The following is a 14,517-nucleotide window of genomic DNA, read 5'->3' as shown; positions in this document are numbered from 1 at the left end:
GCGTGCGGTGCCGACGTTACCCGGCCGCATCACGGTTGTTTCCCGTGAGGAACGCTGCCCTCAGCGGACGCCGGGCGGGAGTGTGAGGGTTTCCGCGGGGCGGCGACGCAGGGGTGGGCGGGGCGGCCGATGCCGGGGCGGGGCGGGGCGGTGGACGCAGGATGCGCGGCGGGGCGGTGGACGCAGGATGCGCGGCGCGGTGTGCGGCGCCGTCAGCCGCGGGCGGAGGTCAGGTGGGCGAACACCACCACGTTGCCCTGGTAGCCGGTCGCCTTGGAGTATCCGCCGCCGCAGGTGATCACCCGCAGCTCGGGCCTGCTCGCGGCCCCGTACACCTTCCGGTCGGGGAAGTCGCGGGCCGGGTAGACCTCGACGGCGTCCACGGTGAACACGGCGACGCGGCCGTCGCGCCGGTCCACCTCGACGGCGCTGCCCTTGCGCAGCGCGCCGAGGTCGTAGAAGACGGCGGGACCGTCGGCGTTGTCGACATGGCCGGCGACGATCGCGGTGCCGGTCTCGCCGGGGGTGACGCCCGCCTCGTACCAGCCGGCGAGGTTCTCCTTCTCGGCGGGCGGGACGGCGAGGCTGCCGGAGGGGGTGAGGGCGAGGCCCGTCAGCGGTGCGTCCACGTGGATCGCGGGGATGCGGATGCGGTCGGGCGGGGAGGGCGGCAGCGCCGGGGCGGATCTGCCGCCGGCGCCGGCGCTCGCGGGGCCGGACGCGTGGGCCTGTGCGGCGGACGGCTGCGGCGGGGCGTGCGTCTCGGCGCCGCTGCGCAGCAGCCACGCGCCGCTGCACAGGGCGGCAGCGGTGACGGCGGCTATGGCGGTGTTGCCGACCTTGAGCATCGGAGCCCCCGTTTCTGTGACGTCAGGCGTGTCCCGTGTCCCCCTCCGGGCCGCGAGGGGCGTCGGACCCGGAGGGGGAGGGGACATGCGGTACCGGCGGACGGACAGCGGAGGGTGTCCGTCAGATCCCGTCGCCTCTCGCCCGGCGATGCAGGAGCCAGGTACCGCCCGCGGCGGCGATGGCGAGGGCCGCCACGCCGGCCGCGGTCTGTACGGGGTCGGGGCCCAGTGCGCCGCCGACCCCCGTCTTCACACTTCCTCGCGGCAGCGTCTGCTGCCGGTCCGAGGCCAGGACGACCACCAGGTCCCCGGTGATCCGCCGGCCGTCCGCGGCGCACTCCGCGACGATCTCGTACGTGCCGGGCTGCGCGCTCGGCGGCACCGCGAACCGTCCGGCCGCCTCGCCCTCGTGGCTGTCGGGCGCGAGCGGGAAACGGCCTGCGCCCACGGCTCCGGCGTCGCCGGCCGCCGCGCCGGCTCCGCAGTCCGCGGTGTTCACCGAGACCTGCCCGCCCGGCACCGCGGTGGCCGGGTACACCTCCAGGCGCCCGGCGTCGGGCGTGGCGCCGCCGCGTGCGGCGACGGCGTGCGCGGGCGCGGCGAAGGCGGCCGCGGCGGTGACGGCGAGCGCGGTGCCGGTCAGCAGACGGGCGGTCAGCAGACGGGCGGTCCGTCGTCGCATCGATGCTCCTTCGAGCTCGCTCCTCGAGATTCCCTGCCCTTCCGAGGAAAGTCGCGGCGGGACGGACGCGCTTGTTGACGGTGTGTCAGGAATGGGATGAACGGGTGTCGGACGTCCCGCGGCCGGAGGGGTCTGCCTGTGCGTTTCACCAGGTCACCAGCGTGTGGACGGTATCGCGCGGAAAACCCTCCGCGAGGGGGTGTGAACGGGTGACCGGTCAGCGCCGGGTGAGCCAGTCGCCGCCCGCGATCGGCTTCCCGCGCGCCCGCAGGCCGGCGGCGACGGCGGGCGCGGCCACGTACACCCAGGCGCGGACCGGAGCGGCGCCGGCCGCCCTCGTCGTCACCTCGCGCGCGACGCGCTCGTAGAGGTTGCGCGGGTCGCCGGGCGCGTACTGCTCCAGCCGGTCGAGGGCGGCGAGCAGTTGCGCGTACGCCTCGGGGCGGGCCGTCACGAGGTCCCCGGCGACGCTCGAGCCCGCTTCGCCGGGCTCCTCGACCGCGTACGGATAGCCGGGCCCGTCGTACAGCACCGCGCCCGGCAGTCGCGCCGGTTCCTCGCGCACGGTGCGGCCGTGCAGGAAGAGGTCGTGGTTGACCTGGCCGGGGCGCAGGGTGCCGTAGACGAAGAAGGGGAGTGCGAGGGCGGTCACGGAAACGATTCTCTCTCCTCACCGCCCCTGCACCGGTCCCTCGCGCCGATGCTATGGACATGACATGTCGAGCCCTCTTAAATGCCAGGACGACGTCAGCGCCATCCCCACGCGCGCCCCCACGGCGCCTTCCTGAGGAGACCGAAGAGACTGATGAGTCGGATACGGCAGCACGTCCGAGGTTCCCGTCTCGCCACCACCGGCATCGCCGTCACCACGGCCGCACTCCTGGCGGCCGCGCTCTCTCCGGCCGCCGGCGCGGCCGACAGACCGACCCGCGCCACCGCCCTCGACAACGCGGCGGCGGTCCTCGTCGACCGCGCCGCGGCCCTGGGCCTCACCTCCGGGCAGGCCACGTCCGTGCGTGACGTGGTCGTCGACAAGGGCGGCGCCCAGCACGTCCGCTACGACCGCACCTACCGTCAACTCCCCGTTCTCGGCGGCGACTTCGTGGTCCACCTGGCCCCCGACGGCTCGTACCGCAGCGCCGACCGCGCGACCGGCGCGGCGATCTCGCTGTCCAGCATCACCCCGAAGGTCTCCGCGCCCAAGGCCGCCGACGTCGCCGTGAACGCTCTGCGCGCGGCCAACCTCGGCGAACGCCTGAACCAGGTGAAGGCCAAGCCGCAGCTGGTCGTCGACGCCCTGCACGGCGCCCCGAGACTGGCCTGGCGGACCAACGCCGTCGGGCTGGACACGCTCGGCAACCCGGTCGCCCGCACCGTGCTGACCGATGCGCGCACCGGCGCCCAGATCGACGCCTGGGACGCGCTGGAGACGGCGACCGGCGACGGCAAGTCCCTGTACGGCGGCACGGTCCCGCTGCAGACGACCCAGTCCGGATCGACGTACCAGCTCAAGGACCCCACGCGCGGGAACACGTACACCGGCGACGCGGAGAACAAGACCGACCTGTGCATCTTCGGCATCTGCTTCAGCCGCGCCCCCGCCACGCTGTTCACGGACGCCGACAACCACTGGGGGACGGGAGCCGCCGCGGACCGCGCGACGGCCGCCGTGGACGCCCAGTACGGCACCGACGTGACCTGGGACTACTACAAGAACGTGCACGGCCGCAACGGCATCGGCAACGACGGCAAGGGCTCCTACAACCGCGTCCACTACGGCAACAACTACGCCAACGCCTTCTGGGACGACAGCTGCTTCTGCATGACGTACGGCGACGGCAACGCCACCCAGCTCGGCCCGCTGGTGGGGCTGGACGTGGCCGGGCACGAGATGTCCCACGGCGTGACGTCGAAGTCGGCGAACCTGACCTACTCGGGCGAGTCCGGCGGTCTGAACGAGGCGACCTCCGACATCTTCGGCTCGCTGGTGGAGTTCTACGCGAACAACTCCTCCGACGTCGGCGACTACCTCATCGGCGAGAAGATCGTCCGTCCCGGGTTCGGCCGGGACGCGCTGCGCTACATGGACAAGCCGAGCAGGGACGGCAGTTCGGCCGACTACTGGAGCAGCTCGGTCGGCAACCTCGACGTGCACTACTCCTCGGGCGTCGCCAACCACTTCGCCTACCTCCTCGCGGAGGGCAGCGGGACGAAGACGATCAACGGCGTCACCTACAACTCCCCGACGTCCAACGGCTCGACGGTCACCGGCATCGGCCGCGACAAGCTGGGCGCCATCTGGTACCGGGCCCTGACCGTCTACATGACGTCCTCCACCAAGTACGCGGGTGCGCGGACGGCCACCCTGAACGCCGCCCGTGACCTCTACGGCGCCGGCAGCACGGAGTACAACGCGGTGGCGGCGGCCTGGAGCGCCGTCAACGTGAACTGACCCGAGCACGCCCGCACACCGCTGCCCGCCCCGACGACCTCCCGGGGCGGGCCGCGGCGCGATCCCGCTTCCGCGTGGCCTGATCACCCGCTACGCTCCCTCCGCGCGCATCCGGCGCGAGCAGGGGGTACCGGGGGTAATGGGGGACATGGGCGAGGACGTTGCCGCGGCCGAGAAGGGCCCGAACGCATGGGCTCAGGCCATCGCGGCGCTGGTGGTGGTCGGGGCGCTGGGGGGCGCGCTGTATGTGATCCAGCAGAACGACGCGAAGGCCGCCGACAAGCCGGCCGCGTGCAGGGCCGACGACGAGGACAAGAAGGCGGACGAGGCCGCGAAGGCGGCGAAGCGCGTCTCCGGGACGCAGTTGTGCACCGCGCTCAACCGCACGGACCTGCCGACGCTCCTCGGCACGCCGGCGGAGCAGGCGCGGACCGCCTACGGCAGCGACGGCTCGGTCGAGACGGGGGAGAGGAGCATCCCGTCCCCCGAGGGGACCGTCCAACTGGACACCTACACGGTGAAGTTGTCGCGCTCCTACGACGGTCTGCCGATCGGCGGCATGCAGAGTCTGCTGAGCGAGGCGCAGACGAAGACGATCGCGGGTCACCCCGCCGTGCTCTACTCGAGCCCGACGATCGCCATCCGGTTCAACCTGGGCGGCGGCAAGTCGCAGAGCGCGCCGGGCGGCGTCGCCCGCACCCTGGTCGTCGCACCGGACGTCAAGGACGGCGGCGGCTCCTACGAGCTCTCCATCTGGCGCCAGGACAACGTGCGGCCGGACGACACGGCACTGCTGCGCGTCGCCCAGCAGGTCCTGCCCACGATCCCGGGCTGGGCCACCGCGCGCTGACGGGCCGGGCGCTGACGGGCCGCCTGCCGACCGGCCGCGCGCCGACCGGCCGCCCGCCGACCGGACACGCCGAAGGCCGGCGCCCCCCGTGGGGCGCCGGCCTTTCCCGGTGCCGGAGCGGTGCGGGAGCGGGGCGGTCAGGCGACCGGCTCCGGCTCCTTCGCGGGAGCCTCGGCGACGGGCTGCCGCGGCGCGGCGTCCCGCATGACCAGGGCCGCCAGGACGGCCGCCGCCAGGACGCCGATCGCGCTGATCGTGAAGGTGGTCGTCATCGAGGCGGTGAAGGCCTCCCGGGCCGCCCGGACCAGCGTGCCGTCGCCGCCGGCCGCCGCCAGCGCCCCGCCGATCGACTGCCGGGCCGCCTCGGGGGCGTCGGCCGGCATCTCGGCGGCGAAGCCGCTGGTCAGCAGGGAGCCGAGGATCGCGATGCCGAGCGCGGTGCCGGCCTGCTGGACGGTGTCGTTCAGGGCCGAGCCGACACCCGCCTTGTCCGCCGGGATGGTGCCCATCAGGGCGGCGACGGCGGCGGGCATCGCGAGTCCGGCGCCGAGTCCGAGCAGTCCCAGCGCCACGGCCGGGACGGTGAAGCCGGAGTCCGCGCCGACCGTGGCGAGGAGGCCGAAGGAGGCGGCCATCACGAGCATCCCGGCCAGCACGACGAACCGGTTGCCGATCTTCCCGGTGAGGTGCGCGCCGGCCCCGTTGCCGGCCAGCGCCGCGAGGGCGAACGGCAGGAAGGCGAGACCGGCCCGGACGGGCGAGTAGCCGAGGACGAACTGCAGGTACTGGGTGAGGACCAGCAGCAGACCGCCGTTGCCGATCTGCACCAGGGCCAGCGAGAGCGAGCCGCCGCTGAAGTTGCGGTGCTTGAAGAGGACCAGCGGGACCATCGGCGAGGGGGTGACGTTCTCCCAGACCACGAAGCCGGTCAGTCCGACGAGGGCCACCGCGAGGCTGACCGCGGAGCGCCCGCCGAACGCGCCGTGCAGCGGAAGCTCGATGATCCACCAGACCAGGGCCGTCATGCCGACCGCGGAGAGCACCGCGCCGAGCGGATCGGGCTTCTGCCAGGGCGCCCTGGACTCCGGCATCAGGGTCACGGCGGCGACGACGGCGAGCGCGACGACCGGAACGTTGATCAGGAAGATCGAGTGCCAGGAGAAGTGGTCGATGAGGACGCCGCCCAGGACCGGACTGCCGACCAGGCCCAGCATGGACACCGAGCCCCACGCCGCCATCGCCCTGCCGCGCTCCTCCTCGTCGAAGACGGTGATGAGGATCGACAGCGTGGACGGCATGATCAGCGCCCCGCCGACGCCCATCGCGGTCCGGACGGCGATCACCTCGCCGGGGGCGGTGCAGAACGTCGCGGCCAGGGAGGCCGCCCCGAACAGGGTCAGGCCGATCAGCATCACCCGCCGGCGCCCGAAGCGGTCGCCGAGGCTTCCCGAGGTCAGCAGCAGGCCGGCGAAGACCAGGATGTAGGAGTCGAGGATCCACTGGGTGTCCTGGGCGCTCGCCCCGATGTCCTCGGTCATCGAGGGCACCGCGACGGTCAGCGCCATGCTGTCGACCGTCAGGACCAGCGTGCTCAGGCACAGCACGACCAGGATCCACCAGCGGCGAGGACTACGGGTTTCCATGACGTCCGGGTCCTTTCGTTCGTCTTCGTGCGCACGGCGTTCCCGTGCTGCGCACACTGTTCCATGCGATGCGCACACTGTACGCAGAGCAGAACGGTGTACGCAAGAAGGGGACTCTGTACGCTGGAAGCGCACGATGTACGCCCGCTGTCAGTCGACCCCTTCGGGAGCAGAGCCGTGGCCGCCGAGACGAAGAACCCCCGCCCCGTCCCCTCCGTGTGGGCCCGTGGGCGCCGCGAGCCCGACCAGCCCGCGCTCAGCCGGGACGCGATCGTCCGGGAGGCGGTCGCCATGCTGGACGCCGACGGCATCGAGGCGCTGAGCATGCGCAAGCTGGGCGCCCGGCTGAACGCCGGCGCGACCTCCCTCTACCGGCACGTCGCCACCAAGGACGAGCTGATGGAGCTGGCGGTGGACGAGGTCGCCGCCGAGATCCACGTCCCGTCGGCCGGCGGGTCCGACTGGCGCACCGCCGTCGCCGAGGCCGCGGGCTCCTTCCGCGCGACCGCGCTGCGGCACCCCTGGCTCGCCTCGGTCCTCGGCCAGGCGGGACTGGCCTATCTCGGCCCCAACCTGATGTCCTTCTCGGAGCGGCTGGCCGAGCTGTTGACGGCCGCCGGGTTCGCCGAACCGGGCCGCGCCATCGAGCCCTTGCTGAGTTACGTCATCGGCGTGAGCACCACCGAGGCGGCCTGGCTCACCACGGTCGCCCGCTCCGGCGAGACCGAGGCGGACTTCGTCGCCCGCCTGATGCCCGCGGCCCAGGAGGCCGCCGCCCCCTACGCCCACCTGGCGAGCGAATACGCCGCGAGCGCCGCCGAGTCGGCCGACCCCGAGGCGCTGCGCGAGGGCAAGTTCGCCTACGGCCTGGACGTCCTGCTGGACGGCCTGGCCCTGCGCCTTCCGGAATGAGGCCCGGGCGGGGCTTCTGAGCGCGAGCCCGCCGTGTCGGCGCAGGGGATCGTCAGGCGGACGGTTCCGCGAGTTCCACCCGCACCGCGCACACCTTGAACTCCGGCATTCGCGAGGTCGGGTCCAGGGCCGGGTTGGTCAGGGTGTTGGCCCGCCCGGCACCCGGCCAGTGGAACGGCATGAAGACGGTGTCCGGGCGGATGCCCGTGGTGATCCGGGCCGGCGCCACCGGGACACGACCGCCAGCGCGTCGCCCTCGGCCGCCCCGAGCCGCGCAGCCAGGCGGGGGTGCAGTTCCACGAACGGGCCGGGCGCGGCGGCGTTCAGTTCGGCGACGCGCCGGGTCTGGGCGCCGGACTGGTACTGCGCGACCACCCGCCCGGTGGTGAGCAGCACGGGGTAGTCGTCGTCCGGTTCCTCGGCGCTCGGCCGGTGCGAGACGGGCGCGAACCGGGCCCGGCCGTCCTCGTGGGCGAACCGGTCGAGGAACAGACGGGGCGTGCCGGGCGCCGGGCGGCCGTCCTGACCGGCCGGGCAGGGCCAGAACACCCCGTCCTCTTCCGCCAGTCGCCGGTAGCTGATCCCGGAGTAGTCGGCGATCCCGCCCGCGCTGGCCCGGCGCAGCTCCTCGAAGACCTCCTCGGGCTCCACGGGGAAGCCCTTCTCGACGCCCAGCCGCGCAGCCAGTTCGTGCAGCACCGCGAGGTCGCTGCGCACGCCCTCGGGGGCGGTGACCGCCTGGCGGCGCAGCAGCACCCTGCCCTCCAGGCTGGTCGTCGTCCCCGTCTCCTCCGCCCACTGGGTGACGGGCAGGACGACGTCCGCGAGGGCCGCCGTCTCGGACAGGACGACGTCGCAGACGGCGAGGAAGTCGAGGGACTTCAGACGTTCCTCGATGTGCGCGGCGCGCGGCGCGGACACCACCGGGTTCGATCCCATGAGCAGCAGCGACCGGATGTCGGATCCCAGCGCGTCGAGGAGTTCGTACGCGCTGCGACCGGGTCCCGGCAGCGAGTCCGGGTCCACGCCCCACACCTCGGCCACGTGCCGCCGCGCCGCCGGGTCGTCCAGCTTGCGGTAGCCGGGCAGCTGGTCGGCCTTCTGGCCGTGCTCGCGGCCGCCCTGCCCGTTGCCCTGCCCGGTCAGGCAGCCGTAGCCGCTGAGCGGCCGCCCCGCCCGGCCCGTGGCCAGGCACAGGTTGATCCACGCGCCGACCGTGTCGGTGCCCTTGGACTGCTGCTCGGGCCCGCGCGCGGTGAGCACCATCGCGGCCTCGGGCTCGCAGAACAGCCGCACGGCCTCCCGGAGTTGCGGAACGGACACCCCCGTGATCCGTTCCACGTACTCCGGCCAGTGGGCCATGGCGGCCGCCCTGGCGTCCTCCCAGCCGACCGTGCGCTCGCGCACGTACTCCTCGTCGACCCGTCCCTCGGCGACGATCAGGTGCAGCAGGCCGAGCGCCAGCGCGAGATCCGTCCCCGGCCGGGGCGCGAGATGCAGGTCCGCCTGCTCGGCCGTCCTGGTGCGGCGCGGGTCGACGACGATCAACGTGCCGCCGTTCTCCCGCAGTTCGCTGAAGAACCGCAGCGCGGGAGGCATGGTCTCGGCGAGGTTGGAGCCCACCAGGATCACACAGCCCGTGCGCGGGACGTCCTCGAGCGGGAAGGGCAGCCCCCGGTCGAGTCCGAACGCCTTCATTCCGGCCGCCGCGGCGGACGACATGCAGAACCGGCCGTTGTAGTCGATCTGCGAGGTGCCGAGCACCACGCGGGCGAACTTGCCGAGCGCGTACGCCTTCTCGTTGGTCAGCCCGCCGCCGCCGAACACGCCGAGCGCGTCGGCCCCGTGCGCGGTGCGCACCCGGCCGAACTCCTCGGCGATCCGGTCCAGCGCCCGGTCCCAGGAGACCGGCACGAGCGAGCCGCCGGACCGCACGAGGGGCGAGGTCAGCCGGACGCCGGGGGCGAGCACCGCGGCCGCCGTGCGTCCCTTGCCGCACAGCGCTCCCCGGTTCACCGGGAAGGCGGTGCGCTCGACCACCTCGACGCCTCCCGCGGGCAGAGGCGAGAGGGCCATCCCGCACTGCAGGGCGCAGTACGGGCAGTGGGTGGGCGTCGAGGCGGTCGGCATGCCCCCAGCGTGCGTCGTGCGTGTTACGCGCCGTGCGGCCTCCTGTTACGGCGGTGTGCTGGCGACCTCCCCGAGCGCCGCCCCCCGGAGTGAGGCGCAGGGGACCCCGCCTTGAGTCGTCGCCGACCCGCACGAACGTTGCCCTCGTGAACGAAGACGCCACAGGTGACTCATTCCATGCAGGGGATGTCCGGTTGCGCATGCTTGATGGTTGAAAAGTCGCCGTTACAGTCGAGTGCGCGCACGACCCCGTACGGGGGTGCGACCTCGCATGGGGCGCGCCCCCGCACGGCGCACGATCGCACGGCGCACGACCCGCACGGCGCCCGCTCCCGCAGGCGTTCGCACCCCGGGCGAGCCGTCACCGCCGGTCATGTCACCTGCATCCCGAAGCAGCCTGGAGGTCACCCCACCATGCCTCTGCGCCATCTCACCCCCCGTGACCAGGAACTCTTCTGGCGTTACGGTCGCGGCCCCACCGTCGACGTCCCGGACCCGCTGATCCACCACGCCGTCGAACGGCATGCCGCCGCCGCCCCGCACGCCGTCGCCGCCGAACACCGCGGCGCCACCCTCACCTACGGCGAGCTCAACCGGTACGCGGACGCCCTCGCCGCCCGGCTGGCCCACGAGGGCGTCCGCCCCGGCGACCACGTCGGCCTCTTCGTCCGCCGCTCACTGCCGATGCTCGTCGGCCTGCTCGGCATCCTGAAGGCGGGCGCGGCGTACGTCCCCCAGGACATCGGCCTCGCACCCCCGGCCCAGCTCGCCCACGTCGTCCGGGCCGCAGCCACCCGTGTCGTGCTCACCCAGCGCGCACACCTCGCCCGGATACCGCGCGGCCCCCGCGTCCTCGCCCTCGACGAACCCCTCTCGCGCGCCCCCGCGCCCCGCCCCCGCATCGCCCCCGACGACGGCTGCTACGTCCTGTTCACGTCCGGCACCACCGGCCGCCCCAACGGTGTGAAGGTCACCCACCGCAACGTCGCCAACCTGCTGTGCACCGAACCCGGCGGACTCGGCATCCGCCCGGGCGACCGGGTGGCCCAACTCCTCAACATCGCCTTCGACATGGCCGCCTGGGAGATCCTCGGCTGCCTGGCCCACGGCGCCACCCTGGTCGTCCGCGGCAAGGACATCGCGGCGGCCGCCCGTACCGCCACCGTGCTCGTCGCCACCCCGACGGTGCTCGCCGGCATCGACCCGGCGGCCTGCCCCCGGGTGCGCACGGTGGCCGTCGCCGGCGAGCCCTGCCCGCGCCCGCTCGCCGACGCCTGGGCCGCCCGCGCCGCCTTCCACAACTGCTGCGGCCCCACCGAGACGACCATCGTGAACACGATGAGCCGTCACGCCCCGGCCGCGCCGCTGCTCACCATCGGCCGTCCCACCCCGAACAACACCGTCTACGTCCTCGACGCCGACCGCCGTGCCCTGCCCGTCGGCGAGGTCGGTGAGATGTGGGCCGGCGGCGACTGCGTCTCGGCCGGCTACCTCGGCAACGACGAGCTGAACGCCGAGCGCTACGCCCCCGACCCCTTCCTCGGCGCAGGACGCCGGATGTTCCGCACCCGGGACCTCGGCCGCTGGACACCCGGCGGGGAACTCGAACACCTCGGCCGCACCGACGACCAGGTCAAGGTGCGCGGGTTCCGCGTCGAGCTGGACTCCGTGTCGTCGGTTCTCGAAGGGGTGCCGGGCTGCACCCGGGCGGTGACCCTGCGGCGCGACGCCCGCAGCCTGGTCTCCTTCGTCTGCCCGGCCGACGTGGACCCCGACACGGCCCGGCGCGCGGTGGCGGACGCACTGCCGTACTACTGCGTGCCCGAGGATGTCATGCCCATGACTTCCCTGCCGGAGACCGACCGCGGAAAGATCGACAAGGCGGCGCTGCTGCAGCTGGCGCGGGAGCGGACGGCGGTGGTCGTCCGATGACGACGTCCTCCTCCCCGCCCCCGCCCGCGTCCCCGGCGCCGTCCCCGCTTCCCGCGCTCTCCGCCTCCACCCCCGCACCCACCCCCGTCCCGCCGTCCCCGGACAGCCGGTCCGTAGAGCTGCCCCCGCTGCTCTCCGCGCCCCGGCGTCTGCTCAAGCACCCGCGGCTGATGCACCACAACCGCCTCGCCGCGCTGGTGCTGCTGGCCAACCTGGCCTACGCCTACGGAAACCGGCCCCTGCCGGCGTCGTCCCTGGCGCACGCGTCCCTCGCCAACCTCGCCCTCGCCGTCCTGGTCCGCCAGCAGTACGTCGTCAACCTGCTGTTCCGGCTGGCGACCTCGGCCCCGACGCACTGGCCGCTGCGACTGCGCTGGACGCTGGGCAAGGTCTACCACTTCGGGGGACTGCACGTGGGCGGGGCGCTGGCCGGCGCGGGCTGGTTCCTGGCGCTGACCCTGCGGACGACCGACGGCTCGCTGCGGGCCGTCGGCTGGATCCTGGTGGGGCTGCTCGCCGTGATCGTCGCCACCGCCCTGCCGTCCTTCCGCGCCCGTCACCACGACGTCTTCGAGAGGATCCACCGCTTCGGCGGCTGGGGCGCCCTCGCCCTCTTCTGGACGCACACGCTGATGGCGGCTCCCGGCCCCGGGCCGGTTTCCGTGCTGGCGCTGGTCACCTTCAGCGTCGCGCTGCCCTGGCTGCGGCTGCGCAAGGTCGACGTGCGCCTCGAACGGCCTTCGCGCCATGTGGCGCTGGCGCGCTTCGACCACGGCGTGACGCCCTTCGCCGGCTCCTCGACCGCGATCAGCCGCAGCCCGCTGAAGGAGTGGCACTCCTTCGCCAACGTCCCGGCCCCCGGGGAGCCCGGTTTCCGCCTCACCGTCTCGCGGGCGGGCGACTGGACCGGGGCCTTCATCGACGACCTGCCCCCGAGGGTGTGGACGAAGGGCATCACCACCGCCGGGGTCGCCAACATCGAGGTCCTGTTCACGAAGGTGGTGTACGTGGCGACGGGCAGCGGCATCGGGCCCTGCCTGCCGCATCTGCTGGCCGCCGAGGTCCCCTCCAGGCTGGTCTGGGCGACCCGCGACCCCCGGGCGACCTACGGCGACGCCCTCGTCGACGAGATCCTCGCCGCCCAGCCGGACGCCGTCGTCCGGGACACCTCCCGCGGCGGCAAGCCCGACATGGTGGCGCTCGCGTACGCCGCCTACCGCGACTTCGGGGCGGAGGCGGTGATCTGCATCTCCAACAAGAAGCTGACCTGGCAGGTGGTGCACGGGCTGGAACGGCGAGGGATTCCGGCCTACGGCGCGATCTGGGACTCGTGACGCCCCGAGAGGGGGAGAGGAAGGCAGCACTATGGACAACCTGAAGCTGGAACGGGCGGGCGCGGTCGTGACGGTCCGTCTGCACCGACCGCACGTCCTCAACGCGCTGAACGCCGAACTGCTGGCCGAACTCCTGCACGTCCTGCGCCCGTTGGACGCGGACGACTCCGTCGGATGCGTCGTCGTCACCGGCTCCGAGCGGGCCTTCGCGGCCGGCGCCGACATCAGGGAGATGGCGGGGAAGTCGGCCGTGGAGATGGCGCGGGAGGACTACTTCTCCGCCTGGGAGGACTTCGCGGACCTGCGCACCCCGCGGATCGCCGCGGTGCACGGCGTCGCCCTCGGCGGCGGCTGCGAACTGGCGATGATGTGCGACCTGGTGATCGCGGGGGAGTCCGCGGTCTTCGGGCAGCCGGAGATCAAACTGGGGGTGATCCCGGGCATCGGCGGCACCCAGCGACTGACCCGCCTGGTCGGCCGCGCCAAGGCGATGGACCTGGTTCTCACCGGCCGCACGATGGACGCCCGCGAGGCGGAACGCGCGGGCCTGGTCTCCCGCGTGGTCCCCGACGAGCGGGTCCTGCCCGAGGCGTGGGAGGCGGCGGCGGCCGTCGCCTCGTACGGCGCCGCGGCGGTGCGGGCGGCCCGCGAGTGCGTGGACCGGGCCCTGGAGACCGGCCTGCGGGACGGCATCCGCTACGAACGCCGCGTCTTCCACGCCCTGTTCGCGACGGACGACCAGAAGGAGGGGATGGCCGCGTTCCTCGAGAAGCGCCCGCCGCGCTTCACCGGACGCTGACGCTGCCCCGCGCGGCGGTCACGACGAGACAGGGGGGCGCGCGGCGGGTACGGGGGGCGTGGGGAGCGCACCTCGCGCCCGGCGCCCGCCCCCGGCGTCTCACCTGGCCGCCGCCGACGCCCGTGCCACCCCCTGCTCCTTCGGCCCGAGGAACCGCGGATCCGGCTCGAACACCGCGTCCAGGGCCGCCTTGCCGGCCGCCAGGAGCTCCCGGGCGCCCCCGTAGAGCCAGGTGACGTCGTGCGTGGCGGCGACGCCCACGCCGTAGGAGTCGACGCCCGCCGCCTCGCACAGGGCGACCGCCCGCCGGATGTGGAAGTCCTGGCTGATCAGCACGGCCTCGTCGACGCCGAAGATCTTCTTGGCGCGCACGCACGAGTCCCAGGTGTCGAACCCGGCGTAGTCGCTGACGATCCGCCGGTCCGGCACGCCGTGCCTCGTCAGATAGGCGCGCATCGCGTCGGGCTCGTCGTAGTCCTCGCGGCTGTTGTCGCCCGTCACGAGAACCACCTCGATGCGGCCGGCCCGGTACAGCTTCGCCGCCGCGTCCAGCCGGTGCGCGAGGTACGGCGACGGCTCGCCGTCCCACAGCCCCGCCCCGAACACCACGGCGACCTCGCGGCGCGGCGCCTTCGCCGTCGTGCCGATCCGGTCGGACGTGGACACGTACAGCCAGGTGGACGGCAGCAGCGCCAGCACGCACCCGGCCATCACGGCCTGCACCAGCCGGCGCCGCCCGGCGCGGGTGCGCGGCAGCCGCGGTCGACGGACGTCCATGAGATCCCCCTGGTCGAACTCCCCTTCGGCCGGGAAAGACGCGCCCGGCGGTGATCCGGTTCGCCCTCCCGCGGTGTGTCCCGCACCTCACATCCGCCCGGCCCCCTCGGTGAACCCCCGGAAAACAGTCGTGACGGTCAGGCAACGGGGGTGCAACC

The 14,517-nt window shown here is 73.6% G+C and carries 11 protein-coding genes and 1 pseudogene; 6 read left to right on the top strand and 6 right to left on the bottom strand.

Features of this window, described 5'->3' with window-relative positions; all coding sequences use genetic code 11:
• Positions 1–212: 212 nt before the first annotated feature.
• The 3 genes from ACH4ZA_RS25280 to ACH4ZA_RS25270 all read right to left on the bottom strand — a co-directional run bounded on the left by ACH4ZA_RS25280 (position 213) and on the right by ACH4ZA_RS25270 (position 2,182).
• Positions 213–848, bottom strand: coding sequence for a class F sortase (locus ACH4ZA_RS25280; protein WP_319277314.1), 636 nt, complete (start codon positions 846–848; stop codon positions 213–215).
• 121 nt (positions 849–969) lie between these two features.
• Positions 970–1,530, bottom strand: a complete 561-nt coding sequence (locus ACH4ZA_RS25275) for a hypothetical protein (RefSeq protein WP_398431733.1) — start codon at positions 1,528–1,530, stop codon at positions 970–972.
• A 217-nt stretch (positions 1,531–1,747) separates the two neighbouring features.
• Entirely contained in the window at positions 1,748–2,182 is a 435-nt protein-coding gene (locus ACH4ZA_RS25270; protein ID WP_398431732.1) for a gamma-glutamylcyclotransferase family protein, read from the bottom strand.
• A gap of 153 nt (positions 2,183–2,335) precedes the next feature.
• On the opposite strand from ACH4ZA_RS25270, the gene ACH4ZA_RS25265 reads away from it, so the two are divergent.
• Together ACH4ZA_RS25265 and ACH4ZA_RS25260 are read left to right on the top strand one after the other, a co-directional pair.
• A complete protein-coding gene (locus ACH4ZA_RS25265) occupies positions 2,336–3,982 on the top strand; it encodes a M4 family metallopeptidase (RefSeq protein ID WP_319277307.1) in 1,647 nt (548 codons plus the stop codon).
• A gap of 148 nt (positions 3,983–4,130) precedes the next feature.
• Positions 4,131–4,832 (top strand): DUF6215 domain-containing protein, encoded by a 702-nt coding sequence (locus ACH4ZA_RS25260; protein WP_398431731.1) that lies wholly within the window; start codon positions 4,131–4,133, stop codon positions 4,830–4,832.
• A 137-nt stretch (positions 4,833–4,969) separates the two neighbouring features.
• On the opposite strand, the gene ACH4ZA_RS25255 is transcribed toward ACH4ZA_RS25260, so the two are convergent.
• Positions 4,970–6,475, bottom strand: coding sequence for an MFS transporter (locus ACH4ZA_RS25255; RefSeq protein ID WP_319277304.1), 1,506 nt, complete (start codon positions 6,473–6,475; stop codon positions 4,970–4,972).
• 177 nt (positions 6,476–6,652) lie between these two features.
• Between ACH4ZA_RS25255 and ACH4ZA_RS25250 the strand changes: the two genes are divergently transcribed.
• A complete protein-coding gene (locus ACH4ZA_RS25250; protein ID WP_319277302.1) occupies positions 6,653–7,387 on the top strand; it encodes a TetR/AcrR family transcriptional regulator C-terminal domain-containing protein in 735 nt (244 codons plus the stop codon).
• A gap of 52 nt (positions 7,388–7,439) precedes the next feature.
• On the opposite strand, the pseudogene ACH4ZA_RS25245 reads toward ACH4ZA_RS25250, so the two are convergent.
• Positions 7,440–9,517, bottom strand: a pseudogene (locus tag ACH4ZA_RS25245) (molybdopterin oxidoreductase family protein).
• Positions 9,518–9,931: 414 nt separating this feature from the next.
• Between ACH4ZA_RS25245 and ACH4ZA_RS25240 the strand changes: the two are divergent.
• The 3 genes from ACH4ZA_RS25240 to ACH4ZA_RS25230 are packed head-to-tail and all read left to right on the top strand — an operon-like array spanning position 9,932 to position 13,582.
• Positions 9,932–11,449: an amino acid adenylation domain-containing protein gene (locus ACH4ZA_RS25240; protein ID WP_398431730.1), complete on the top strand. Its 1,518-nt coding sequence runs from the start codon at positions 9,932–9,934 to the stop codon at positions 11,447–11,449.
• A complete protein-coding gene (locus ACH4ZA_RS25235; RefSeq protein WP_319277296.1) occupies positions 11,446–12,783 on the top strand; it encodes a hypothetical protein in 1,338 nt (445 codons plus the stop codon). The genes ACH4ZA_RS25240 and ACH4ZA_RS25235 overlap by 4 nt, the downstream gene beginning before the upstream one ends.
• Positions 12,784–12,814: 31 nt before the next feature.
• On the top strand, positions 12,815–13,582 hold the full coding sequence (locus ACH4ZA_RS25230; protein WP_398431729.1) for an enoyl-CoA hydratase-related protein: 768 nt from the start codon (positions 12,815–12,817) through the stop codon (positions 13,580–13,582).
• A 99-nt stretch (positions 13,583–13,681) separates the two neighbouring features.
• Here ACH4ZA_RS25230 and ACH4ZA_RS25225 read toward each other — a convergent pair whose 3' ends face one another.
• The gene (locus ACH4ZA_RS25225) at positions 13,682–14,359 is read right to left on the bottom strand and encodes an ElyC/SanA/YdcF family protein (RefSeq protein WP_319277294.1); all 678 of its coding nucleotides are present in this window, start codon (positions 14,357–14,359) and stop codon (positions 13,682–13,684) included.
• Positions 14,360–14,517: the final 158 nt, after the last annotated feature.

The sequence above is a fragment of the Streptomyces sp. NPDC020597 genome, from assembly GCF_044335095.1.
Taxonomy (GTDB): domain Bacteria; phylum Actinomycetota; class Actinomycetes; order Streptomycetales; family Streptomycetaceae; genus Streptomyces.
Note: the sequence above shows the minus strand (reverse complement) of the source record. Positions and strands in the feature narration are given on the sequence as shown.